We start from the raw sequence: 24,119 nt of genomic DNA, 5'->3' as shown, positions 1-24,119 counted from the left end.
GCGGCCGGATGGGCAGGGAGCGGAATGCGGCGGTGTGAGATACGGGCGCACCGGCGGTACCCAGGCCAGTCAGGCGGGTTGACGACGGGTGCGCGGGCGGCTGCGGAGGCGCCGGCCGCGGGGACGTTGCCGATGAGGAGACCACCGGGCGAGGAAGGTGCACAAGCACCTGTGGTGAGATTGCGCAGAACGCCCATCCACCCGCCCCCGCGACCCCGGAAGGTGCGCACAGTGCCCAATCGTGAGCGGATCGACTCCACCGACGCGCGGCTGCTTCTCGCTCTCACCGCGCAGCCCCGTGCCACCACTGTCGCGCTCGCCGAGGAGAGCGGGCTGAGTCGCAACACCGTCCAGGCTCGTCTGGCGGGGCTCGACCGCAGCGGTGCCGTGGAGTCGTTCGAGCGGCGCATCGACCCGTCGGCCCTCGGCTATCCGCTGACCGCCTTCGTGACCACCCAGGTCGCCCAGCGGCGGCTGGCCGAGGTCGCGAACGCGCTCGCGGCGATTCCCGAAGTTCTCCAGGTCCACGGGCTGAGCGGTGATACGGACCTCCTGGTGCAGGTGGTCTCGACCGACGCCGAGGATCTGTACCGCGTGGCCGGCCTCATCCTCGACATCCCCGGAGTGGAGCGGACGAGCACGGCTCTCGTCATGCGCCGGATGGTCGACTACCGGATAGCGCCGCTCCTGCGCCGGTCCGCCGCACGTTGATCCAGGCGGGAACCGCTGCCCGAGGGTGGCAGTCGCGTGGCATCGCGGTGCACACCCCGCCCGAAATCCGGCGCAGGTGACGGGCGCGACCGCGGAGCAAGTGTCCCCGTCCCGCACATCCCACCCTTCGTACCGCGCGGACTCGCGTGGCCGGCTGCACCCTCCCGTTCGGCAAGTTCATCCGCCTGAAGCCTTGCTGTTATCACATATAGCGCCCTACTGTGTGATCAGCCCCGCAGGCACCGCGGGACGGCCCTCCCTCAAGCCGCCCAAAGGACCGGGCCCTCCGTGGGCGACGGACCGCGCCCTCCGGAACACCTCGCCGACTGGAGCCGACCATGGTGATCCCTCAGCACCCGCAAGCCTTCGGCCGGCATGGTCACCGGGTGGCCGGCCAGACTGCCAACTACCCACCCCCGTAAGCCCACGTACAGGCGCCCGCATCACCCCGGGGCGGCTACGGAAGACATCGGCGCCGCCACACACTTCGCCACACGACCGCCCCCGCCTGCCCTCCTGTACACGGTCCGTGACGGGGTCTCACCTGCTCGGCGCCCGAGGGAAGGGCTTCCTCGCCTGAGGCATTCGCCCCCGCCGGACACGTGCCACGCATCAGACACCCAGGAGCAACTTCGTGCGAATCGCCAACCTCGCCGGCCGCCTGGCACTCGTCGTCGACGGCCTGGCCGTCGACGTCGAACAGGCCAGCGGCGGCCTCTTCACCGCGGACCCGCAAGCCGTCTACGAGCGATGGGAGGAGTTCCGCGACTGGGCGGCGCAGGCCCGACTGCCCGAAGGGGACGTCTTCGACCCCACACAACTGGACGCGCCCGCGCCCGCCCCGCGCCAGCTCATCGCAGCCGGGCTCAACTACCGGGACCACGCGGCCGAAGCCGGATTCGCGTTGCCCGACAGCATGCCGCCGGTCTTCACCAAGTTCGCCTCCAGCCTCAGCGGACCCCTCACCGAGGTCGTTCTCCCGCCCGACGGTCACACCGACTGGGAGATCGAACTCGTCGTCGTCATCGGGACCCGCGCCCACCACGTCACCGCGGACGCCGCCTGGAACCATGTCGCCGGCCTCACCGCCGGCCAGGACATCTCCGAGCGCATCACCCAACTCGACGGACCATCACCCCAGTTCAGCCTCGGCAAGTCCTTTCCTGGCTTCGCTCCGACCGGTCCGTGGCTCGTCACACCGGATGAGTTCGCCGACCCAGACGACCTGGAGCTTCGCTGCACGGTGAACGGCGAAGAGGTCCAGAAGAGCCGCACCAGCGACATGATCTTCCCCGTTCCGGATCTGATCGCCCGCCTCTCCTCGGTCATGCCCTTGCTGCCCGGAGACGTGATCTTCACCGGCACCCCCGCCGGTGTCGGCCTCGCCCGGAACCCCCAGCGCTGGCTCGCGCCCGACGACGAGCTGGTCAGCACGATCGAGGGCATCGGCGAGCTGCGTCAGCGCTTCACCGCACAGCCCTGAACCCACCACCCGACGTCGGCCCGTGTTCCACGGGGCAGCACGCACGTCACGACCGTGACGAAGGCACCGAGAGTGCGGGCGCGCCGGTCGTCCACCGTCCCGCCGGGGCGGCCGCGGACGCACCTCCCATGGACGCACCCGCAGATTCGATCAAGGAGGATCGAATGACCGCCGCACCGAAGTTCGCGCATGTCGTCTTCCAGACCAGCAACCCGACCGCCATGCGGGACTGGTACTGCGCCGTCCTGGACGGACATGTGGTGTTCCAGAACGACACCCTGTGCTTCCTCACCTACGACGAGGAGCACCACCGCGTCGCCCTGCTCACCCCGCCCGTCCCGCTGGAGCGCAAGACGCCCACGACTGCGGGCGCCCATCACGTCGCCTACACCTTCGAGCACCTCGACGACCTTCTCGTGCGCTACGAACTCCTGCGCGACAAGGGCGTCACCCCCGCGGTGTGCATCGCCCACGGAGTCACCACGTCCATGTACTACCAGGACCCGGACGGCGGCTTCGTCGAGATGCAGATCGACAACTTCGCCGATCCCGACGAGGCCACCGGCTACATGAACGGACCGGAGTACGGGTCCGACGCCGTCGGCCCCGCCTTCGACCCCGAGGCCATGCTCACCGCCCGCCGCTCCGGCGCCGCCGTCGAGGACCTGATCCCCCGGTCCTGGGCGCTCAGGAGCAGTCTGCCCGACCCGATGCTGGTCCTCACCGGAGCCGTCTGAGCGCGGAACGGGGACCGGAGCCGGGGTGCCGGAAGCAGTCCCGGCACTCCGGCGGCAGCCCTCGCTCAGCGGTCGCGGCCGGTCACTCGCTTTCGCTCGAGCACCCAACCCCAAACCCCACTACCCCGAGGACAATCGTTGAGCACACCCGCCCACCGGGCCGACTGCTTCATGTGTGGCCTGGAACAGAACGACGACGCTTCCGTTGTCTTCCGAGACCCCTTGTGGTCGGGGGATTCGGTTTCCGGCTACGACGTACCCGGGTGGTTCGTTCTGCGGGTCCGCCGCCACGCCGAGCGCATCACCGGGCTCGACGAAGCGGAACTGGCCGCGTTCGGCCGCCGTGCCCGGGATCTGGTCGCGGCAGTGACGGAGGTGACCGGTGCGCCCGCGACGTACCTGCTGGTCTTCGGTGAGAACCATCCGCACTTCCACGCGCTGATCACGGCGCGGGGCGCGGACGTGCCCGAGGCGCGACGGGGCGGGGACATCCTGAAGCTCCGGACGGAACACGCCGACGCCGAGGCCGCGGCCCGTCTGGTGCCCGAGGTCCGTCGCGCCTATCAGCGCCTCGCCGCGGAAGCCGCCCACCCGGTCCACGCCTGAGAGCGGCGCTCACGCCGTACGGCGGTTCTGGCTGCACCAATGACCTGATCCTCTCCGTCCCCGCCCTGATCGCCTTGTCTTGTAGGGCACTGGTGGAAGCTCACGGGAGGTTCCGTTCTGCACGGGCGAGGTTCCGGATCAACCGAACGAGGTCCGTCCAGAACCATGAGACTGAGCTCATGAGAAGCGTGAGAGTGCAAGACGTCACGTTCGCCAACGGGGAGGTAGAGCTGGCCGGTTCACTGCGCGTGCCGGTTGAGGCCGACCCGCCCGTTGGTGGCGTGGTGCTGGTCGGGGGGTCCGGGCCGACCGACAGGGACAACGGCACATACTTCCAGCCGATCCAGCAGCACCTCGCAGAGGCTGGATTTGCCGTGCTCTCGTATGACAAGCGCGGTGTTGGCCGGTCATCTGGTGACTGGCGCGCAGCGACCATGGATGATCTGGCGGCCGATGCGGTCGCCGCGCTCAGCTTTCTCCGTGCTCAGCCTGGGGTTCAACCTCAAGCCGCGGGACTTTTTGGGCACAGCGAGGGAGGCTGGGTTGCTCTGCGCGCCTCTTCGGCGCGGGGTGACCTGCCGTGGGTGGTCACCAGCAGTTGCCCGGGAGTGAGCCCTGCTGAGCAGGAACGCTACGCCCTCGGCAACCACCTCAAGGGTCTACACGGTGATGGGCACCCTGAGGTCCGCCGCACCCTGACCCTGTACGACCAACTGGCGGAAGCAGGCCGACGCAACGCCGACTTCTCCACGGCGCAACAGCTCGTCGACAACGCGGGAGCGCCGCCGGGACTCGCCTACTACTGGGGCGACGTGGACGAACGCCTCTGGTCGTTCCTGAAGCGGAAGCAGGACCACGACCCGACTCCGGACCTGCTCCAGCTGCGCTGCCCGCATCTGGCGCTATTCGGTGGTGCGGACTCAACGGTGCCGGTCGCCGACAGCATCCGTGTCTTCGCCGCAGCCGCCTGCCACTCCGCCCGCCTTCACCGCGCCACCCTGACTGTGGAGGTGCTCCCGGGCGGTGATCATCGTCTGCAGACAGAGGGCTCAGCGGCCCTCGTTCCCGGATACCTCGCCAAGGTAAGCCAATGGCTCACAAGCCATGTCACGCCGTCAACCGGCGGCAGCAGCTGAGGGTGCATGCGATGCCGGTGAACGCGAGGAAGTGGTCTGCCTTGTGTTCGTGGCGACGGGGAAGGCGGCGACAACCGACGAGCCGGGCCGTGGTGCGCTTCACGGTCCAGCGGTGGCGGCCCAGTCGTTGCGACGACTCGACTCCCTTGCGGGCAATGCGGCGCGTGATGCCTCGCTCGCGTAACCATGGCCGCAGGCAGGCGTAGTCGTAGCCCTGGTCGGCATGAAGTTGCCGGGCCAGCACCGCCGTCGGCCGCGGCGGGCACAGATCGGCGGGGCGCCGGGACGTTGCTCGCTGTGACGGCACGCATTCTGAGCGACCGGTTCCGAGCGCGGGCAGCGTCGTTCCTGTTCGTCGATGATGTCGGCCAGCAGGGCGGTGCGGGTAAGTGACGAGCCCGCCACGCCGGTCGTATCCAACTGGCCGACGGCGTCTACGACCGAGTGCCGCGAGCATCGAGCGCGCACCCGCGCGCGACGCAGGTTGGTAGCGTCCCCGTGCCCTGCCTGCCGGCGTGGCACTCGATCCGCAGAGAAGGCAACCATGCCCACCAATATCCGCCGGGCCGTCATTCCTGCCGCAGGTATCGGCTCCCGGCTGCTGCCCCTGACCAAGGCCATCCCGAAAGAGATGCTGCCGATCGGCGAGAAGCCCGTCATCGAGCACACCGTCTGTGAACTCGTCGCCTCCGGAATCACCGACATCACCATCGTCGTCTCCCAGGGAAAGAACCTTATCCAGGAGCATTTCCTCCCTCCCCCGCGCTGGCCGAACAGCTCAGGGCCGACGGAAAGGCCCACCTTGCCGACGCGGTGGACGAAGTCGCGGACTGCATTTCCGTATCACCAGCCGAAACACCCAAGGTGCACCGCCGATCGCACCCCTACCCGAACGGCATTGCGACCAGGGCGTGTAGCGAGAGTGCGAGCCGGGTGCCGGTCAGCGCTACGGGCCGGTGCTCAGCGAGGTCCAAGTCCCGTTCGGCCATCAAGGAGTTCGCGGACGACGTCCATATGGCCGGCGTGCCGCGCGGTCTCTTCAACAACATGCAGGATGATCCCGCGCAGGTCGGCGAGTTCGTCCCCCATGGGCTCGGGGTGCCGCCCCCGCGGGGGTGCCGACAACGGGGTGCGGGCGATGACGACGTCGGAACGGCGGCACTGGTCGTCGTAGAAGGCGAAGACCACCTCCGGCGCACGCGGTGTCGTCAACGGTGCATGGTCATCGGGCCATGGCAACGGCTCGGCCGCTCCGGTGACGACCTCCTGGAACCAGTGCCTCTCCACGTGCCCCAGATGTTCTATGAGCCCGAGGGGCGTCCAGCCGGAGGGCAGGATGGGTGTGGTCAGTGCCTGCGTGTCGAGCCCGTCGACGATGGCCAGGACACTGGAGCGCTGCGCCGCGAGGAACGCCGACAGCGTCATCTTCTCCTTGCTCTCTGTGTTCATGCGCGCATGGTGCCAGGGGCCACTGACAAGCACGGCAGCAAACTGCCCACTGTGTGGCGGCCGCGGGTCACCGCCACTCGTTGATACCGGCGACGAGGACGGTCGCCTCGTAGCGAACCGCGAGCTTGTGGTATCGGGTGGCGACCGCGCGCTGTCTCTTGAGGCGGTTGATCCCGCACTCGACCGTATGGCGCTGCCAGCGAGCTATTCCACGGCGGCGGCGCCAGTGGATGAGTCCGGTCGGGGGGCTGGCAGTTGGGCGGTCTCAGAACGCTGTGCGGGTGTCGCTGCGAGGGTCGCCGACTGGGAGCCGATCTCCGTAGAGTCCGTCCCGGGCCGAGCGGCGCCACGGACGGGCGTAGCGAAGGGCCATGGTGATGTCATCGTCCTGCGAGTCGAGGTCGATGTCCGCGATTGCCAGGGCGGGCCGTCCGTCCGCGGGACAGCGTGCCAGCCACCGACCGCCGGGCGCCACGATCCCGGACGGCACGGTGGTGCTGAACTGGGCCGGGACCGAGTAGCCGAGCCAGTAGTTGTAGAGCGTCCCGTACGCCTGGGCGACGCGGGCCCGGGGCGCGTCGTCGACCATCACCGACAGCAGGACACAGTCGACGTCCAAGCGCTCGTACTCGGCGAACACCTCCGGGAAGTTGGCCTCGATGCACAGCGCGAAGCCGACCCGGATGCCGTCCACCTCGACGACGAGCGGCTGTTGTCCCGGGGAGTACAGGTAGGAGATCTCGGTGTGCGACAGGAAACGCTTGTCGTACCGTGCGATCAGCCGGCCACGGTCGGAGACGATGTAGAGGCTGTTGTGCGGCCGGTTCGGCGGTGTGAGCGGGTGGATCGAACCGAACACCGTCCACAGGGCGAGCTCCCGCGCCAGCGCGGTGATCGACTCCGCTTCCTCGTGCAGGACGTCCCACGCGGCACGGGTCCAGTCAGCCGGTGCCCACTCGCCGGCCGGGCCCGCCGCCATCACGTGCTTGCTCGGATAGGTGACCGCACCCTCGGGGAACTGCACCAGCCGCGCACCCGCTCCGGCGGCCTCAACCATCAGAGCCCGGATCTCCTGCCCTGCCGCCCGCAGCGCTTCTCGATCAGTGGGGTCCTCCGGCACCGTGCTCTGTGCAACCGCCAGCCGCAGAGTCCTCGCCACGCCATGGACGGTAGGGCATAACCAGTTCCGACACCAGCGCCCTCGACCCGAGGCCGGAGCTGGCCCAGACACGAGGCGGCCTTGTGGCCGACGAAGCATCAGGTGGCTTCGGTCACTCTTAACAGCAGAGTTTGTCCAGCACGTTGGGCAGCAGAGGGACGTCGACGGGCTCGGGAATGTTCACGAGAGAGAGATGACGTCAGTGTGGGACGGCCCGCCGCCCTCGCGGGCGGCGGGCCGTCGATGCGGGCCAGTCTGAGGTCAGCCAGCTTGTGCGGAGCCGAGATGAAGAGTGTCACCGAGGCTGACGACTTGGCGGTTGTGGAAGAAGTCGTCTTCGCGGAGCGTGGTGATGCTCCCGGAGGGGGCCCGGAAACTGGCATAGCCGGCCGACTCGATCGGCATCTTGATCCAGGACGCCACGACGAACGTCAGGGAGCCTCCGTGCGTCACGATGATCTGATGTTCGCAAGGGTTCTGCAGGATCTCGTCGGTTGCTGCGTAGACGCGTTGCGCCCACGCAGCCTTGGTCTCGGAACCCTGCACGCCCTCGTCGTGGTCCATTCGCTCCCCGACAGCCGGCGGGGGGACGAAGCGCCGGTCCAGCCACTCCTGCGGTTTTCCCCCCGCCTCACCATAGGACTTCTCCCGCAGCCTGCGGTCCACAATCGGCTTCACTCCGAACAGTTTGGCCACCTCCTCGGCCGTCCGCAGAGTGCGCTGCAGATCCGAGGAGAACAGCTCCACTTCGGCGCCGTCCGGGACCTGGGCCCGCAACGCCTGCGCGATGGAGACGGCCGCACGGACGCCAGCGGGCGTCAACTTCGAGTCATGCCATCCGCCAACGACTCCCTCGACGTGGTGCGTCGCCTCCGGATGGGTGACGACGTAAAGAGTGCGCATCAGTTGCCCTCCTGTAGATAACGTTATTCATCTCGGCACGGTGATCACGCCGGATCGCCTCTTACAGTTCGACCTTGGACATCTGCGGCATGACCGGGGCCTTTCACCAGGAGCACCCCGATGCTGCCCTGGCAAGTACCTCAGCGCTGCCGAGACTCGTGAATAAAGCCGATCAGGCGGTCGTGACCCACGGGCAACGCGATGGAGCGCAGCGAAAACGACCCCGCGGCCAATACGGCCGCCGCAGCGACGTGCCGGTCCGGGTGGCCCAGATCCCTCACCAAGTCCACATCCCTCAAGCCCTTTCTCAGTGCGCTTCGGTACGGCTACGGCATGATCGCGTATGCGTACGACCACGCCACGCCCCGCGCGGCGTCCCCCGGCAGGTTTCACCACGCTTCAGGACGACGCCGCCACGGCCCCACCCACACCGGTCGCGCTCACCGTCTGGGCTCCTGGCGGATTCCGGCATGCGCAGGCCAACTGCAACGATCTGACCGTCCAACTATCGCGCTCAGCGGCCAGGTATACCGTTCAGAGTTGACGCGGTTCCGAAGCCGCCCTCGCCATCCGATGCCACTGCCGTACGGGCGAGGCCAACCTTCCGTACGCGCTCGGCCGGATCGGTGTACCGAAGACCGAGGACCGCGGGTGGGAAGCGCACGACCCAGCAGCGCCTGCCACAATGTCAGCGGAGTTCCTCCCCACCGGCGAGGGCCTGCTGCCTCTCCGCCAACCATCAGTGAGGCACCAGACCTCGCGGTGTCTGCGACATATCAGGATCAGATCAGGTCACCGAAGTACACCGGAGTGTTTGCGGCCTGACCCGTGCCAAGGCCTGCAAGCGGGGCCTGTAGCCCCAGTGGAAGCAGGACCAACTGGCTCAGCGTAGCCAGGGGATGCCAGACAACGGCCGTTTGCGTGCTATCCGGGGCAGTCGCCGGCAAGGCGGCTCCGGGCTCCAGTTGGGCCTTGAAGTACAGCTGGAGCTGCTGCAATTGCGTGCGGTGGTACGGATTGCCGGGGTGCCGCTCCGGTAGGTACTCACGGACCCAGAGCAGTTCACCGATGGTGACCTGCAATCCGGTCTCCTCCAGCACCTCACGGCCGGCGGCCTCGGCAGCCGTCTCACCAGGGTCGACCCGTCCGCCGGGCAGCACGTGGAACTCCTGGCCCTTGTCGCAGTGCCGGATCAGAAGGACCCGACTCGCCTGATCCAGCACCACAGCGCGAGCACTGACCCGCAAATCAGCGTCGCGTGCGGGGGGTTCGGCGCGGGAGTTTGACAGCGGATGATCATTCATCCGCGAAGCCTATGAGGCAGCTGACACCGAGCGCTCAGAGTTCGCGGGCCAGCAGCACGAGATGACCCGGTCCGTACCGCCTCGTTCCAGGCCGCCGGCCGCCGCCATCCCCCAGATCCGACACGCATCGCTCCGGCTGGCGGGCCGGCGCCACGTGGCACGCATATATCCAGGTCACCATCCACGTCAGGCTCCACCTGCGCTGACTTCCATCTGAAGTGTCACGCCCGATAGATGGGATTCTTTCTACCCAAAACGTCATAATGAGTCACGAAACGCGGGCAGAAACTGTCCGCCACGGGTCTAGTTCGGATCTCAGGCATCCGGAAGGCGAGAATCTATGTGCACGCGAGCACTCTGGGCGGATGCGGGCGGGGCAGTTCTTGCCGGGCGCAACATGGACTGGATGGAGGACATGCGGACGAACCTCTGGGCGTTCCCCAGCGGCATGGTCCGCGATGACGGGCTCGACGCAGCCCTGACCTGGACATCCGCATACGGAAGCCTGGTCGCCGGCGCACACGACCTGATGACTGTCGACGGAATCAACCAGGCCGGCCTTGCGGCGCATCAGCTCTTTCTCCCGGAGTCCGACTACGGCGAGCGGGACGAGAGCCGCCCGGCGCTGAGCGCGGCGGTCTGGATGCAGTACGTCCTTGACAACTTCGCGACCGTCGCCGAAGCGGTGGAGTGGATCGAGGGCTCACAGCTCCAAGTGGTGGCGCAGAGCGACCCGTCGAGCGGGAAGTCGGTGACCCTGCACATGGCACTGGACGACCGGTCGGGTGACTCGGCGATCGTGGAATACCTGGACGGAACGCCGCGGGTCCACCATGACCGGGCCTACACGGTGGTCACCAACTCGCCTCCGTTCGAGGAGCAGCTCGCACACCTCCGGACCATCCAAGGTCTTGGTGGCAACGAGCCGCTGCCTGGCGGGACCGATCCCTCGGACCGTTTCGCACGCGCGGCGTATTACCTGACGAGGCTTCCGCAGCCCCATGGCACGACCGAGGCGGTCGCCTCACTGCTGAGCGTGATGCGTAACGCCGCCCAGCCCTTCCGCGTGGCCGACCCTGACAAGCCCTACGCCTCAGAGACCATCTGGCGCACGCTCGCGGACCTGAGCAACGGCATCTACATCTACGAGTCGACATCGCGGCCCAATATTGTCTGGGTCCGTATGTCCGGCCTCGATCTCTCCGAGGGTGCACCTGCGCTGAAACTCGATCTGGCCAACGACAGCGGACTCGAAGGCGGACTCGTCGGAGACGTCACCGACCGCTTCATTCCGACGCCGCCGATGCACTTCCTCCCGGCGCGGTAACCCCCACACAGGTGGCCGCCGGACACGGCACTGCACGGGCGCATGCCGTGTCCAGGTCTCCGAAGTCGTGAGGAAATGCCCGTCGCCCTGCGGCAACGCATCGCTTGGGAATCCTGAGCCCGAAAGCCCGTGCGGGAAGGACGTACGAGGACGGGCCGGCGCGCCGCACCACCGGTCTTCCCGGGCATGTGCCAGTACGCGGTGACTTATGGACAGGTCCTGCCCGGCGGATCGCGGGGAGATCAACAGAAGAGTCGCAGGTCACGCGCGCTTGCTGAGCCGGTGTCTTGGCCGACTGTGGCAGGCTGCACATATGTCTGTCGTTGTGGTGTCTTCCGAGGTTTCCATCGCGTACGAGAGCTTCGGTGACCCCGTGGACCCACCCATCCTGCTCGTGATGGGTTTCGGAGCGCAGATGCTTGCCTGGCCCGAGGACTTCTGCCGGGCACTGGCAGGTCGTGGCCGGTACGTGATCCGGTACGACAACCGCGACTGCGGGCTGTCCACCAAGTTCGACGATCACCCTGTCGACATGGGCAAGTTCATCGCGACTGTCAGCTCGGGTGACATTCCCGCCGCCCTCGCGATGGTTCCCTACCGCCTACAAGACATGGCCGACGACGGTCTCGGCCTGCTCACCGCCCTCGGTATCGAACGCGCCCACGTGGTCGGCACCTCAATGGGCGGGATGGTCGCCCAGACCATGGCCCTCTCCTCCCCGGAGCGGGTGCTGACCTTGACGTCGATGATGTCCTCGACCGGCGAGAGTGAGTACGGCCAGTCCAGCCCGGAGGCTCAAGCGGTGCTGTTCACTGCGAAGCCGGCGGACCGCGCAGGATATGTCGCGGCGGCGGAGAAGGAACTGGTGTGGGCCTCCAGGCGCTACGGCGACGCCACGGCTCTGCGTGAGCTGGCCGCCGCAAGCTACGACCGCTCCTACTACCCCGCGGGGATCGGGCGGCAACTCGGCGCGATGATCCTCAGCGGTTCACGTGAGAACGCCCTCCGCGACCTGCGCGTGCCGACGTTCGTGATCCACGGCCTGGACGACACGCTGATCAACCCCAGCGGTGGAAGGCGCACCGCGGAACTCGTCCCGGGTGCGGAACTGCTGCTGATCCCCGACATGGGCCACGACCGCCCCCGCGAACTCTGGCCGCAGTTGATCGACGCCATGGTGTCCCACACCGGCTGAGCAGGTCGTCCGTCGCACCTACGGCCCCAGCTGAGGCCTCCTCTCCCGCCCTCGCCGCCGTGCATGCGACGAAGGGCCTGATCTCAAAGGCACGGCAGGTTCGTCGAGACCTGACCGCCCACGCACAAGACGTCGCCCTTGAGGCGACGTCGTCGGTGAAGCGGGTTCATCGAGAGTGGGTGGTCTTCGACGGCCAGGAGCACGAGCTCGCGCCTGGGGTCTGGTACTCCAACCGGAAGCAGCGCCGCGGCAGGCTCGACCAGGAGCAGGTGGAGGCTCTGCGCGAGCTGGGCGTCACGTGGGCGGCAGGCGCCTGACCGGCCCGGCGGCGATGCCCGCCCTGGGATGTGTCCGCGGGCGGACGCCGTGTTCGTTCCTGTGGCCTCAGGAATGCATTGCGGAGGCTCGGGGCCTGAAGCGACAATGCGTGAAGGTGCTGGGTGGTCTTCCCGGCGAAGTGTTGGAGGCGCTGCTTGTGAACACCGCATCGCGGTGCGCCTCGTCATGCGCGCCAGACGCTGACTCCTTCGCTTCGCCCGCCGGCTGACTTGTCCCGTACGCGGTGGGCGCTTCCCCTCATGGGAGACCCCCGTAGTGTCCGAAGACTTCCTGACGGGTGACCGTCGTCCTCTCACAACGGTTCTTGCCGCCAATCTCGTTTCGATCACTGGCAGTTGTCTGACGTATATGGGTGTGCCGTGGTTCGTGCTGCAGAGCACGGGCAGCGCCACCGCGGCCGGGATCGTCGCGTTCTGCACCCTGGTGCCCGTCGTGCTCGCTGCGCTCGTCGGTGGTCCGGTCATCGACCGGATCGGGCGACGTCGGGTGAGTGTCGCCTCGGATCTCGCCTGCGGAGTCGCGGTTGCGGCGATTCCGCTGCTGCAGTTCGCCGGCGTCCTGCGGTTCTGGATGCTGTGTGTGCTGATGGCGTTGACAGGACTGTTTCGTTCTCCGGGTGAGACGGCCCGCAGCGTGCTGTTGCCCACGCTCGCCGCGCGCGCCGGAATGCCGCTGTCCAGAGCCGCAGGTCTGTACGACGGTGCGGCACGTTGTGCGGCGCTGACCGGATCGGCTCTCGGGGGCGTGCTGATCGCTGCGCTCGGTGCCGAAAGCGTCCTGTTGGTGGATGCGGCGACGTTCGTCGTGGCCGCGCCGCTGTTCGCGTTCGGGGTGCGCGACCTGCCCGAGGCACAGCCCCAGCGGCAGGTCGAGGCGACATCGTTGCGTGCCTACCGCCATGAACTCGCGGAAGGCTACCGATTCCTGGCGGCCACCCCGCTGCTGCTGGGCCTGTGCCTGATGACGCTGGTCACCAGGGGCCTCGACCAGGGATGGAGCGCGGTGCTCCTGCCCGTACATGCCCGTGAGGAGCATGGTGGTGCCATCGATCTCGGTCTGCTGAACGCAGCGTTCGGGATCTGTGCACTCACAGGGGCGCTGGTCTACGGGGCGATCGGCAGCCGCTTGCGGCGGTGGCCGGTGTTCACGATCGCGTTTCTCGTCGCGGGCCTGCCTCGCTTCGCAGTGGCCGCCCTCACCGACCGTTTCGCCCCGCTGGCCGTGATCATGGCAGTCGAGGGTCTCGCCTTCGGCGTCCTCAACCCCATCATGGCCACAGTGACCTACGAAGCGGTGCCCGAAGAGCTGCGCAGCCGCGTGCTGAGTACGACAACGGCCGCGACCCAGCTGGTCACTCCCCTGGGCGGACTGGCCGCGGGCTTCCTCGCGGATTCTGCCGGCCTGCAGTCCGCGCTGGTGACGTTCGGCGGCGTGTACCTGCTTGCCACGCTCAGCCCCGTGATCTTCCCTGTCTGGAAACGGATGGACCGTTCCGGCCCCTCCCACGACACCACGGCGACGTCTCTGTCGTCGCGAGGGACGGGGGCGAGACCGGTGTAGGCACGCTCACGACCCTCTTCGGCGTTGCGCACATGTCGTGAACCGGGTCCGGCGTTCACACACTCGTTCCCGAGGAGGGAGGGGCAGGCACCACCACGCAGCAGAGAATGCCGTCGAGGTCGGAGTGCGGCGGCCGGGCCTCACCCTGTGGAGGGGCCGGATGTGGCGCCGCGTGGTGCGTCACCGGTCCCGGTGTCTCAGGTGTTGGCGTAGCCGGGGATGGAGGCCTTGATACGTTCGATCTCGCGTTCGTCGGAGACGCCCTGGAAGTCGTGGCGGGGGGTGTAGGGGAGTTCCAGGCGGCGGGCCTCGTCGTCGGTGAGGTCGAGGTCGAGGGAGGCGACCGCGTCGTCGATCTGCTGGAGGGTACGGGCACCGACCAGGGGGGCTGCGACGACGGGGTTGCGGCGCAGCCAGGCGAGAGCGACCTGGGCGCGGCTGACGTGGTGGGCTTCGGCGATGGCGCCGGTCTCGTCGATGATCTGGCGGTCGCTGTCCGCGTTGGCCTTGTAGAGCATGTCGGCGAAGCCGCCGTCGGTCGCCGCGCGGGCGCCGGTGTTCGCTTCGTCGAAGGGGCGGGCGAGGCGGCCCCGGGCGAGCGGGCTCCAGACCATGGTGGCGACGCCCTCGTCGGCGCAGAGCGGCAGCATTTCGCGTTCCTCTTCGCGGGCGAGGAGGTTGTAGTGGTTCTGCATGGTCACGAAGCCGGCCCAGCCGTTGCGTTCCTGGAGGTGCAGGGCCTTGGCGAACTGCCAGGCGTGCATGGAGGACGCGCCGAGGTAGCGGGCCTTGCCGGCCTTCACCACGTCGTTCAGCGCCTCGAGGGTCTCCTCCAGTGGCGTCTGGTTGTCGAAGCGGTGGATCATGTAGATGTCGATGTAGTCGGTGCCCAGGCGGCGCAGACTGGCGTCGATCTCGGACATGATCGCCTTGCGGGACAGCCCGCCGCTGTTCGGTCGGCCGGGTCGCATGGTGTGGCGGACCTTGGTGGTGATGACGACGTCGTCGCGGTCGGTGTAGTCCTTCAGGGCCCGGCCCAGGATCTCCTCGGACGAGCCGTAGGAGTACATGTTCGCGGTGTCGAAGAAGTTGATGCCCGCGTCCAGGGCGTGCCTGATCAGGGGGCGGCTGGACTCCTCGTCGAGGGACCACACGGGGTGACCGCGGCCGGGCTCGCCGTAGGTCATGGCGCCGACTGCGATCGGGGAGACATCGAGGCCGGTACGGCCCAGTTTGATGTAACGCATGGGAGAGCTCCTACAATGAGAGAGCAGAAACGGAGATGTCTCCGCCTGACTCTTCGACGGTAACGGAGAGCTCTCCGCTTAGCAAGCGAAGGCCGCCCTCCGCAGCCCCTCACCGCCGCATCACCACCAGGAGGACCCATGCCCGAGGCCTCACGGCAGCGCGCCGACGCACTCAAGAACCGGGAGCTGATCCTCCAGGTGGCCCACGACGCACTCACCGAGTCCCCCGATGCCTCGCTCAACTCGATCGCCAAGCGGGCGGGCATCGGCCCCGGCACCCTCTACCGGCACTTCCCGACCCGCGAAGCACTGCTCCTCGAAGTCCACCAGCACGGCATCGACCGACTCACCGACGCCGTGAGCGACGCCCTCGCCGCCCAGCCCCCACTGGAGGCGCTGCGCACCTGGTTCATCACCCTCACCGGCTACGTGCGCATCAAGCACGGCCTCGGCGAAGCGCTGCACTCCGCCGCCGCCAAGGACGTGATCAGCGCCTCCTGGCCCCCCGTAACGGCCGCGGTCCAGCGCCTCCTCGACGCCTGCGTCGAGGCGGGCGAGGTGCGCCCCGGCATTGACCCCGTCGACGTGATCATGCTGTTGAGCTGTTTGTGGCGTACGCCGAACGGCCCGGAGGGTGCCGCCCAGGTCGACCGCCTCCTGGATCTCGCGATCGAAGGGTTCCGCCCATAGGTGAGCGGCACGGCACTGCACCTGACAGCGAGCAGCCGACCCGTTCAAACGAACCTCGGCCCGCACCGTCACCGCCCTCGCCCCGTTCCACTCCAACCCCCGGCAAGGCACCGTGGCCGGGCGCAGTCCGAGCCGGAAGGAAGCAGTTACGTGGGGACCGTACGGATCACGGACGCGAACCGGTTATCGACAGTGAAACCGGACCTGGCCGCGACACTGAACGTCGAGAGGTCAGGGGTCACCCCCGACTCACTGACGGTCGCCTCCAACCGAAAGGTCTACTGGAACTGCCCGGACTTTCCCGCGCACGATCCGTGGGAAGCCGTGGTGAACAACCGCAGCGGAGGGTTCCGCAAGCGCTACGGCACCGGATGCCCCACCTGCCGCCTGCGCCAGACATCAGCGCAGGAGCTGCGGCTCAAGGCCGAACTCAGCACAGTCCTCGCCATCGACGCCTACCGTGATGCCGTTCGTCGAGCGGGTCGACATGGTGATCGACGCCGACGGTCTGCGCATGGTCCTCGAGTTCGACGGCTCCTACTTCCACGGGAACGAGCAGTCGGCCAGGAGGGACAGTGAGAAGTCCCGACGGCTGCGCGAGTCCGGTTGGATCGTGGTGCGTATCAGGGAGGCCCCACTCGACCTCCTCGACCCGGCCTACGACGTAAGGGTCGGCTTCCTCGCAGAGCCGGAGACCGCCGCGGCCGACGTCCTCGACCACCTGGTGGTGCTTGGTCTGCTGAACCCGGCAGCGGCCGAACAGTACCGGGCCCTGGACGCTCCCCAGGCACAGGAAACAGCGAGCAGGTGGATCCGCGAGCGCATCGGCGAGCAAGCGGCACGGCGGCTGGAGTACTCGGCGCAGAACGACGCGTGGGGCTTCATGTTCGAGGAGCTGGTGGCGTACGAGGCCGACACCGGCGACTGCTACCCCACGGACCAGCTCTGCGTCGACGGACGCAATCTGGGACTCTGGTGCCGCAAGCAGCGGCGACTTCAGCGCACCGGTCGCCTGCGAGCCGACCGGGCCGGGCGTCTGGCGACGATCGCCACCTGGTCCTCCCGGACTGCGCACGAGGCAGGTTTCTGGGCCGGCCACGACCGGTACCTGCGGCGGGCCGAACCTGGAGATCCGCGCGAGCGGGAGGAACTGCCGTCCAGCCGCGATGCGACCGTGTGGGCGAACAACCTCCGAAAGCGGCGGGCCGAGCTCATCGCCTGCGGCGGCGATCTGCCGGGCGATCAGCTCGAAGCCATGGAGAAGGTACCCGGCTGGTCCTGGGACCCCTATCAGGACGCCCACGACACGAAGGTCGAGGTGATGCAGCAGTTCTGTGCCGCCACCGGCCGTCCCGTCTCGTCGGTCAAACAGCGCGAGCAGTGGAACAGCCACCCCGTGGGAGTGTGGCTCAACTCCTGGCGCACCCGCCGCGATGTCCTGTCTGCCTCACAGGAGGCCGAGCTCGAGGCGCTCCCGGGATGGACCTGGGATCAGCAGGGAGACCAGTGGACCGCAATGCTTCAGCACCTTCAGGACTTCGGGGCGGCACGGGGCCACATACAGCCGAGCCTGACCCTCGGCGACGAACACGAGAAGGCGCTCGCCAGGTGGAAGCGCAACCACAAGAACCGTCTCCGGGGCCGCGGAGACGACAAGGCGATCCGCCTGCGGGCGCTCCTGGCCCAGTACGGGGAGACCCTGCCCTGACCACGGTGGGCCCCGGCCGGCCCGCGCCTCACCGCGGTCCCGTGCGCGGGCCCGGGTCGCGTGTCCATGCGTGAGGCCCCTGCCGGGCGCAGGCAGTGGGAGGGCCGAGCCTCTGGAAATCCTCAAGTTGCTTGCCATACGGAGATCATGACCGTCACGCTGATCCACATGGCAGCCATCACGGGACTCAGTAAAAAGCACAACTTCGTGCTGGTCATCCGGGACGCGGACGAGATCGCGGCAACCCTGCGTCAGGCATTGGCCGAGGCATCGCCCGAGGAGCGTCCAGGCCTGGAACGCGCCGCCGCGCTCGTGGAGTCGACCGCCGCAGACACCGAGGGCCTACTGCGCGCCCGCTGGGTCCGCTCCCGGCTGGCAGCCGCCGGGTTCACCGGAGACATCGCCTCAGTCGCTGCGGTGAAGGCGCTGCGTCAGGCGGAACCGAAACTGAGCCTGCTGGCGGCGGCACAACTACAGAAGGACGCACTGGCCCATCCGGAGTGACCCGGCACCGCATGGCGGATACGCCCATGGGGCCAACCGTCAGCTCATTCGCCGGGGACAGGTTCCCACCTCATGGTGGGCCGGCTTCCCCCGGGGCCGCCGGAAGTCGGGCGATGCCGGCTTCAGTGGCACTGGCGTCCGACAGCCACGCGCATGCCAAGCTGGACCCTCTGGCCCGAAACGCCGTTCGAAGTCACTCAGGCAGCGCCACGGTGAGATCCACCTCGACGAGCTGTCCCAGAAAGCCCAGCTGGGCGACGCCCAGGAGCGTGCTGGCAGTGGTGAATGCCGGACCGAGGCCGGACTCGGTGAGCCGACTCCATGCGGCACCGAGAGTGTCCCTCTCATCGCTTCGCACGTAGATCACCGACCGCACCACATGTTCGGGCTGGGCGCTCACGGCTGCCAGGGCAGTGAGCGCGTTCGCGACCACCTGGTCGATCTGCGTCTCGAGGGAGTCGGAACCGACGAGGTCGCCGTTCCCATCAAGCGGGCACTGCCCCGCCAGATAGGCGGTACGGCCTGCCTCCACCACGGTGATGTGGTGGTAGCCGGGTGTCGCATGCAGTTGCTCGGGGTTGATGCGGGTGATCTTCTCGGTCATGTCAGCGAGTCTGACCAGCGTGGTGCCGGCACGCACCTCATTTTCCCCACGGGTCAGCACTCCGCAGTGACGTGCAGCGGTTCGAGGACAAGCCCAGTGCCTGGTCCTCAAGCTTCGACCCGGGTTCCGCCAGGAGCCTGCTGACTGTCTTGCCGGTACGACAGAACTGGGCCCCACAGCCCTTGCCACGCGATCCGATCCGGACAGAGCGGCTCGTGCTCCCTCATCCCGGATCCGCGCTGTCCGAGTCCGGTGCGCGCGACGGGTCAGGCGACGGTCAGTACGGCTTTGCCGCGGACGGTGCGGGCGCGCAGGTCGGCGATGACGTCGGCGGTGCGGGCCCAGTCCCGTACCGTGCCGATCTCGGGGTGCAGGCGGCCGGCGGCGACCAGTCGCACCAGGGCGGACAGGTCCCCGCCGAAAGTTGCGTCCGAGGTGGTGTAGTCGAAATGCGCGATACGGGCCTGGTTCGGGCCCCTGAAGAAGTCGAAGAAGTCGAGGGTGACGGGCTCGCGGCTCGCCTGGCCGAACCACACCAGCAGGCCACCGGGAGCCAGCTGGGCCAGAGCGGCGGGCAGGCCGGCCCCGCCGACCGACTCCAGCACCACGTCGTACGGGCCTGCGGCGTCATCCACCGACGTGATCAGTTCGGTTGCCCCCAGCTGCAGCAGCTGCGCGCCGCGGTCCGCGGTGGCGCTGACCGCGGTGACGGCAGCACCGCCTGCGGCGGCGAGTTCCGTCACGTAGTGGCCGACGCCACCGCTGGCACCGGTGAGCAGGACCCGACGGCCGGCCAGCGGACCGGCGGCGCGCAGCAGTCGCAGCGCGGTGATCCCCGCCAGTGGCAGGGCCGCGGCGGTCACGGCATCGACGCTGTCGGGCAGCTCGGCGAGACTGGTGGTGGGCACGGCGACGCGCTCGGCCCAGCCGTATGCGGGCGGATGGGCCACGACCCGGGTTCCCGTGGCCGGCCCGCTGCCGTCGGCCGCGGCCCGTACGACGGTACCGGCGACGTCCTTGCCGGGCCGCCAGCCCGCCCAGCGGCGATCGAGACCGCCGTCGAGCTGGAAGGTCTCCCCGCGGTTGACGGAGTACGCCTCCACCGCGACAACCACCTCGTCCGTGGCGGGCTCCGGCTCGGCGGCCTCACCGAGGACGACCGATTGGCCGGTGTCGGCAGTTGCTCCGGGCAGTATCGCCTTCATCATTCCTGACATCGCTTCAAAGGCCTCTCGCTTGTGTGCGGGTGCTCGGGGTTCAGGCGACGGGCGCGACGAGGGCGCGCTCCCAGTGCTGGGTGTCGGCGTACTCGCGCATGTTCGTGATCTTGCCGTCGCGGACCGTGAAGACGCCGACGTTGTTCTCCTGGTACGGACGGCCGGTCCGGCCAGTGGCCCAGGAGTCCCATTCGACGAGGACCTGCTCGCCGGCGCCGAAGTGGTTGGTGATCCTGATTCCGATCTCCTTCACCGGGTCCAGGTGGGCGAAGGCGGTGGCCAGGAAACCGTTGATCACCTGGTCGTGGCCCTGCCACGTACCGGAGATCGGCAGGTCGCCGCCGTACCAGCAGCTGCCTCCCTCGGCCCAGGAGTCGAGGATGGCCTCCTGGTCGCCGGCCTCCAGTGCCTCGAAGTAGCGCAGCACCACAGCGGTCGGTTCGGTTTGCGCGGTCATGCCGGTGCTCCTTGGTTCGTCGCAGGCGGGGTCGGGGGGGGGCAGGCGTGGTCAGGCGAAGACGACCGTCTTGGCGTGCAGGGTGTCGAAGTATTCGCGCACCGTCGCGATCCTGCCGTCGCGGACCGTGAAGACTGCGAGGCAGTGCTGGTCGTAGCGGCCCCCGGTCTTGGCCAGGGCGCGGGTGTTCCACTCGGCGAGGACCTGGTCGCCCTCGGCGATCAGCCCGTCGAAGGTGAACTCGATCGTCTCCGGGCGCAGCCGGGCCACCATCCGCGGAACGAACTCTCCGAGGATCTCGTCCGGCCCGGTCCAGGTCCCCGACAGGGGCAGGTCACCGGCCAGCGTCCAGGTCGTGTCGGGGGTGAAGAAGTCGCGCAGCGCGTCGACATCACCGGTCATCAGGGTGTCCATGTACGCCTGGACGACTGCCTTGCCGGCCTCGGTGTGCTCCCGCTCGTTCATGTTCTGCCCCTTCGTGGCGGTGTTCTTTCCGATGCCTCGAACCTACGGATCCCCCACCTCGGAAGGGAAAGACCTGTTCCGGCTCGGCCCAGAACACAGCGGCATAACGGCAGTTCAACCCACCTGTACGATGTTCGGCATGTCAGAGCTCCGCCGCCTTCGCTACTTCCTTGCCGTCGCCGAGGAGCTCAATTTCACCCGGGCCGCCGCGCGCCTGCACCTGGCCCAGCCCGCGCTGAGCCGCCAGATACGCGAGCTGGAGAAGGAACTGGGTGTGCAACTGCTGGAGCGCACCACCCAGTCCACCTCGGTCACCGAGGCCGGCCGACTGCTTCAAGAGCGCGGCCAGGAACTCTGCGCGGAAGCCGACCGGCTGTGGCGCGACGTACGCGCCTTCGCCACCGGGGCCCAGGGGAAGATCTCCATCGGCTACAGCGCGAGCACCAGCTACGACACCGCACCCACCCTGCTCGCAGCACTCGCCGAGGCGCACCCGGACATCAGCGTCACCACCCGGCTGCTGCCCACCGCCGAGGTCGTAGCCGGCGTCGCCGAGGGCACCCTCGACGCCGGCCTGGTCCGCTGCCCGCCGCCGACGCCCCAACTCGTCCGCACCTTCGTGCGCCTGGAGCCCCAGGGCGTACTCATGGCGGAAGGACATCCACTGGCCGAGCACTCGGAGGTCGATGTCGCCGCACTCGCCGGCCAGACGGTCCTCCTGCACGCCCGCAGCGACAACCCCGGGCACCACGACGCGATCACCGGCATCTTCGAACGCGCCGGCATCGCACCGAAGCTGCGCGAACGGCAGCTGTCCTTCGACGTCGCGCACATGCCCGTAGCTCAAGGCAACGCGGTCTCCGTGGTCGGCGCATCCGTTCTTCCCGGTCTGCCGGCCGGACTGGTGTGGCGGCCGCTGTCCCCGGTCTCGGCCATCGAGATCCACCTCCTCACCCGCGGCGGCACCGGGCAGCCCGTCACGGCCCGGCTGCTCCAGGTCACCGCCGACACCGCCCGCACTCATGGCTGGCTCCGCTCCCCGAGCTGACCCTTCAGCCGGGTGGTGGGCGTCCCCGACGCGACCGAGGCGGCAGGTGAGGACCGTGCACGCGCGTCTCTCGTCCCGGGCAAGCAGCGCGTCCACCGTGTGCAGGTGGTCCTCGGCCGACGCGTCTGCCGGCCTCCGCGAGAGTGCGGCGTTCCCGTACGGCCCGGACCGATGGTGAGGGTCGTCGGTCGTCCATGCCGTCGTGACGCTCTCCTCGGCGTTCCGGCACACGTCGGAACGCCGAGGAGAGCGTCGTGAGTCACCTCAGCAGCGGCTGACGTCGATCCGGATCAGATTGCGGCCGCGGATGGCATAGAACCTGCCGCGCTCGTCCACCGCGGCTCGCGGGATGCCGTACCAGTCGGCGTCGAGCTCCACCAGGTCGGTACGTGCGAACGTCTTCTTGTCGTAGCGGACGAAATCCGAGCTGGACGCCCCGTACACGTACCCGCGATCGGCGAGCAGCGTCCCGTAGTTCGGCACCACCGAGCCGTGGTTGGCGGAGTGGATCACCTTCCGGGTACGCAGGTCGATCACGAAGAAGTCGCCCCTGAAGCACATGACGTACAGGTGGCGGCCGAGCACGGTGAGGCCCGTGATCCCGGTGGGCCTGGACTGCGGCGTCATCCGCCACAGCTCTCGCCTCCGGACCGGATCCCACGCGACCAGGGTGCCGGCGGTCGCGGCGACGTTCTGGCCGCCGAGATAGGTCACGCCGTCGTGCGCGACGACCGCACGGACCATCTGTTCGTCATCGATCGGGTTGACGGCGGTCGTCGTGGCACCGCTCTTCGGGTCGAACGTCATCAGCGATCCGCCCGACTCGTAGTCGGACTGCAGTCCGATCACCATCAGCCGGTGGCGGTCGTCCCAGACGATCTGGTGCGGGCGGTTCTGCTGCGGCGGCAGATCGGCCAGCTTGCGGGCCCACTCGTCGTCGACGCGCGGGTTGAACGCCAGGAGGCCGATCGCGTTGTACTGGGCGAAGTGGGCAGTGCCCCGGTGCAGCAGGATGTCCTTGGCCTCGCTCGTCGCGAGCACCCTGTTCTGCTTCCCGGTACGCAGATCATGCCGTGCGACCGAGTTCGTCCCGCCGACGTACACGTTGTGCGTGTCGGCGGCTACCGACATCGCCAGCTGGGGCCCGATCGGGGCGCCCGCCTCGATCAGATCCCATGAGGTGTCCGAGCCCGTGCCGGGATCGACCTCGAAGATCAGGCCGAAGGCCGAGACGACGATGACCTTGTCGTCGCGGATCCACAGGCCCCAGATCTCGCCGAAGTCCCCCTCCTTGGGCTTGATCTCGCGGAACGTACCGGTGCTCAACGTCAGCTCGATGAGGGCGGCGCCGTTGAAGTACATCTTGTCGCCGAGCTTGCGCGGCAGTCGCAGGAAGTGCTGCTCGCTCTGCGCGAGCGTGTACCGGGCCGGGTCGTCGGCGTCCATGACGGCGACCGCTGCGCCGGCGTCGGTGGTGGAGCACACGTACAGCGTGCCGTCGTGGAGACCGATGTCGCGGACCTCCACCTGCCCCGCGAATTCCTTCGGCAGGATCGGCGTGATCTTCTTCGTGGCCCGGTCCATGACGAAGAGTCCGGCCTTGGTACTGGTCGGAGTGGCGCCGAGTGACGCGCCGGTGCCGATGTAGATCTTGTCCTGTGTGGCCAGCAGGCAGCGGATCATCGGTACGTCCGGATCGGGGATCGCGATCTCGGTGAGCTCACCGGTGGCCGGATCGTACTGGCGCAGCTTGGGCTGGAGCTCTCGTCCACCGAAGAAGATCTTGTTGTCCGGTGAGGCGCTGATCGCGTACGGATCGAGGCCGGGGATCGAGTGGAGGTCCTCCTTGGGCGCGCCGGCCACGGAGAGGTCGAGCCGGATGAAGCCGGGGCCGGGGGCGGAGTCGTACTCCCGGATCGCTGAGTACAGATACCGCCCGTCCGGGTCGACGGCGAGCAGCTGGGTGCTGATCCCGGGCCCGTCGGTGACGCTGGTGACCTTCTGCGTGTCGAAGTCGAAGCCGATGATCCGCATCGGATCGATGTTGCGTGAGGCGATGTAGGCCTTGTTGCCCACCGGAATGGCAGCGGCGAGGGAGAAGTTGTTCACCCCCGGTCCGAGGTCCGTCACCCGCGCCCCCGACCTCGCCAGGGCCTCGGTCGCGGGCAGGGCGGAGACGGCCAGTGCACCCGCACCGACGGCCCCCCACTGCATTATCTGGCGTCGTGTGATCGATCCGTCCTGCATGGTTGTGTGCTCCTTCGTCGGTT

The 24,119-nt window shown here is 68.2% G+C and carries 24 protein-coding genes and 1 pseudogene; 15 read left to right on the top strand and 10 right to left on the bottom strand.

What is annotated here, in order from left to right:
• Positions 1 to 231 precede the first annotated feature (231 nt).
• The 6 genes and pseudogenes from OG408_RS39730 to OG408_RS39700 all read left to right on the top strand — a co-directional run.
• Entirely contained in the window at positions 232 to 711 is a 480-nt protein-coding gene (locus tag OG408_RS39730) for an Lrp/AsnC family transcriptional regulator (RefSeq protein ID WP_326674368.1), read from the top strand.
• A 634-nt stretch (positions 712 to 1,345) separates the two neighbouring features.
• The gene (locus OG408_RS39725) at positions 1,346 to 2,194 is read left to right on the top strand and encodes a fumarylacetoacetate hydrolase family protein (protein WP_326674366.1); all 849 of its coding nucleotides are present in this window, start codon (positions 1,346 to 1,348) and stop codon (positions 2,192 to 2,194) included.
• A gap of 164 nt (positions 2,195 to 2,358) precedes the next feature.
• Positions 2,359 to 2,931, top strand: coding sequence for a VOC family protein (locus OG408_RS39720; protein ID WP_326674365.1), 573 nt, complete (start codon positions 2,359 to 2,361; stop codon positions 2,929 to 2,931).
• A gap of 138 nt (positions 2,932 to 3,069) precedes the next feature.
• Positions 3,070 to 3,537, top strand: coding sequence for a hypothetical protein (locus OG408_RS39715; protein ID WP_326674363.1), 468 nt, complete (start codon positions 3,070 to 3,072; stop codon positions 3,535 to 3,537).
• Positions 3,538 to 3,731: 194 nt separating this feature from the next.
• Positions 3,732 to 4,673, top strand: coding sequence for an alpha/beta hydrolase family protein (locus tag OG408_RS39710; protein ID WP_326674362.1), 942 nt, complete (start codon positions 3,732 to 3,734; stop codon positions 4,671 to 4,673).
• Positions 4,674 to 5,217: 544 nt separating this feature from the next.
• A pseudogene (locus tag OG408_RS39700) lies at positions 5,218 to 5,504 on the top strand (sugar phosphate nucleotidyltransferase); the annotation flags it as partial.
• A gap of 129 nt (positions 5,505 to 5,633) precedes the next feature.
• Here the strand turns inward: OG408_RS39700 and OG408_RS39695 are convergent.
• The 4 genes from OG408_RS39695 to OG408_RS39675 form a co-directional block, all read right to left on the bottom strand.
• Complete coding sequence (locus tag OG408_RS39695; RefSeq protein WP_326674361.1) at positions 5,634 to 6,122, bottom strand: DinB family protein; 489 nt, start codon at positions 6,120 to 6,122, stop codon at positions 5,634 to 5,636.
• 265 nt (positions 6,123 to 6,387) lie between these two features.
• Complete coding sequence (locus OG408_RS39685; protein ID WP_326674675.1) at positions 6,388 to 7,242, bottom strand: carbon-nitrogen hydrolase family protein; 855 nt, start codon at positions 7,240 to 7,242, stop codon at positions 6,388 to 6,390.
• A gap of 300 nt (positions 7,243 to 7,542) precedes the next feature.
• A complete protein-coding gene (locus OG408_RS39680; protein ID WP_326674359.1) occupies positions 7,543 to 8,184 on the bottom strand; it encodes a histidine phosphatase family protein in 642 nt (213 codons plus the stop codon).
• A gap of 782 nt (positions 8,185 to 8,966) precedes the next feature.
• Entirely contained in the window at positions 8,967 to 9,488 is a 522-nt protein-coding gene (locus OG408_RS39675) for an NUDIX domain-containing protein (protein ID WP_326674357.1), read from the bottom strand.
• A 340-nt stretch (positions 9,489 to 9,828) separates the two neighbouring features.
• Between OG408_RS39675 and OG408_RS39670 the strand changes: the two genes are divergently transcribed.
• From OG408_RS39670 to OG408_RS39655, 4 genes are all read left to right on the top strand, one after another.
• Positions 9,829 to 10,815 carry a linear amide C-N hydrolase gene (locus OG408_RS39670; RefSeq protein WP_326674356.1) on the top strand — a complete coding sequence of 329 codons (987 nt, stop codon included), beginning with the start codon at positions 9,829 to 9,831 and terminating at the stop codon, positions 10,813 to 10,815.
• A 313-nt stretch (positions 10,816 to 11,128) separates the two neighbouring features.
• Positions 11,129 to 12,010, top strand: coding sequence for an alpha/beta fold hydrolase (locus tag OG408_RS39665; protein ID WP_326674355.1), 882 nt, complete (start codon positions 11,129 to 11,131; stop codon positions 12,008 to 12,010).
• Between the two features lie 155 nt (positions 12,011 to 12,165).
• Positions 12,166 to 12,327, top strand: coding sequence for a hypothetical protein (locus tag OG408_RS39660; RefSeq protein ID WP_326674354.1), 162 nt, complete (start codon positions 12,166 to 12,168; stop codon positions 12,325 to 12,327).
• Between the two features lie 277 nt (positions 12,328 to 12,604).
• Positions 12,605 to 13,909 carry an MFS transporter gene (locus tag OG408_RS39655; RefSeq protein ID WP_326674352.1) on the top strand — a complete coding sequence of 435 codons (1,305 nt, stop codon included), beginning with the start codon at positions 12,605 to 12,607 and terminating at the stop codon, positions 13,907 to 13,909.
• A 197-nt stretch (positions 13,910 to 14,106) separates the two neighbouring features.
• Here the strand turns inward: OG408_RS39655 and OG408_RS39650 are convergent, their stop codons facing one another.
• A complete protein-coding gene (locus tag OG408_RS39650; RefSeq protein ID WP_326674351.1) occupies positions 14,107 to 15,156 on the bottom strand; it encodes an aldo/keto reductase in 1,050 nt (349 codons plus the stop codon).
• A gap of 138 nt (positions 15,157 to 15,294) precedes the next feature.
• Here OG408_RS39650 and OG408_RS39645 point away from each other — a divergent pair, with 138 nt between their 5' ends.
• The 4 genes from OG408_RS39645 to OG408_RS39635 all read left to right on the top strand — a co-directional run bounded on the left by OG408_RS39645 (position 15,295) and on the right by OG408_RS39635 (position 18,058).
• On the top strand, positions 15,295 to 15,846 hold the full coding sequence (locus tag OG408_RS39645; protein ID WP_326674349.1) for a TetR/AcrR family transcriptional regulator: 552 nt from the start codon (positions 15,295 to 15,297) through the stop codon (positions 15,844 to 15,846).
• Complete coding sequence (locus OG408_RS40250; protein ID WP_442806113.1) at positions 15,847 to 16,425, top strand: zinc-ribbon domain-containing protein; 579 nt, start codon at positions 15,847 to 15,849, stop codon at positions 16,423 to 16,425.
• Positions 16,310 to 17,554 carry a Helicase associated domain protein gene (locus tag OG408_RS39640; protein ID WP_326674348.1) on the top strand — a complete coding sequence of 415 codons (1,245 nt, stop codon included), beginning with the start codon at positions 16,310 to 16,312 and terminating at the stop codon, positions 17,552 to 17,554. Before OG408_RS40250 ends, OG408_RS39640 begins: the two co-directional genes overlap by 116 nt.
• Before the next feature lie 147 nt (positions 17,555 to 17,701).
• Positions 17,702 to 18,058 carry a hypothetical protein gene (locus OG408_RS39635; RefSeq protein WP_326674347.1) on the top strand — a complete coding sequence of 119 codons (357 nt, stop codon included), beginning with the start codon at positions 17,702 to 17,704 and terminating at the stop codon, positions 18,056 to 18,058.
• A gap of 193 nt (positions 18,059 to 18,251) precedes the next feature.
• On the opposite strand, the gene OG408_RS39630 is transcribed toward OG408_RS39635, so the two are convergent.
• The 4 genes from OG408_RS39630 to OG408_RS39615 form a co-directional block, all read right to left on the bottom strand.
• The gene (locus OG408_RS39630; RefSeq protein WP_326674346.1) at positions 18,252 to 18,662 is read right to left on the bottom strand and encodes a RidA family protein; all 411 of its coding nucleotides are present in this window, start codon (positions 18,660 to 18,662) and stop codon (positions 18,252 to 18,254) included.
• A gap of 266 nt (positions 18,663 to 18,928) precedes the next feature.
• Positions 18,929 to 19,867, bottom strand: coding sequence for a zinc-binding dehydrogenase (locus OG408_RS39625; RefSeq protein ID WP_326674674.1), 939 nt, complete (start codon positions 19,865 to 19,867; stop codon positions 18,929 to 18,931).
• A 52-nt stretch (positions 19,868 to 19,919) separates the two neighbouring features.
• A complete protein-coding gene (locus OG408_RS39620) occupies positions 19,920 to 20,336 on the bottom strand; it encodes a nuclear transport factor 2 family protein (RefSeq protein WP_326674344.1) in 417 nt (138 codons plus the stop codon).
• A 51-nt stretch (positions 20,337 to 20,387) separates the two neighbouring features.
• Positions 20,388 to 20,801 (bottom strand): nuclear transport factor 2 family protein, encoded by a 414-nt coding sequence (locus OG408_RS39615; RefSeq protein ID WP_285567889.1) that lies wholly within the window; start codon positions 20,799 to 20,801, stop codon positions 20,388 to 20,390.
• Between the two features lie 139 nt (positions 20,802 to 20,940).
• On the opposite strand from OG408_RS39615, the gene OG408_RS39610 reads away from it, so the two are divergent.
• The gene (locus tag OG408_RS39610; RefSeq protein ID WP_285567891.1) at positions 20,941 to 21,849 is read left to right on the top strand and encodes a LysR substrate-binding domain-containing protein; all 909 of its coding nucleotides are present in this window, start codon (positions 20,941 to 20,943) and stop codon (positions 21,847 to 21,849) included.
• Positions 21,850 to 22,113: 264 nt separating this feature from the next.
• Here the strand turns inward: OG408_RS39610 and OG408_RS39605 are convergent, their stop codons facing one another.
• Entirely contained in the window at positions 22,114 to 24,096 is a 1,983-nt protein-coding gene (locus tag OG408_RS39605) for a hypothetical protein (protein ID WP_326674343.1), read from the bottom strand.
• Between the last annotated feature and the right edge of the window lie 23 nt (positions 24,097 to 24,119).

The sequence above is a fragment of the Streptomyces sp. NBC_01257 genome (assembly GCF_035917255.1).
Classification (GTDB): domain Bacteria; phylum Actinomycetota; class Actinomycetes; order Streptomycetales; family Streptomycetaceae; genus Streptomyces.
Note: the sequence above shows the minus strand (reverse complement) of the source record. Positions and strands in the feature narration are given on the sequence as shown.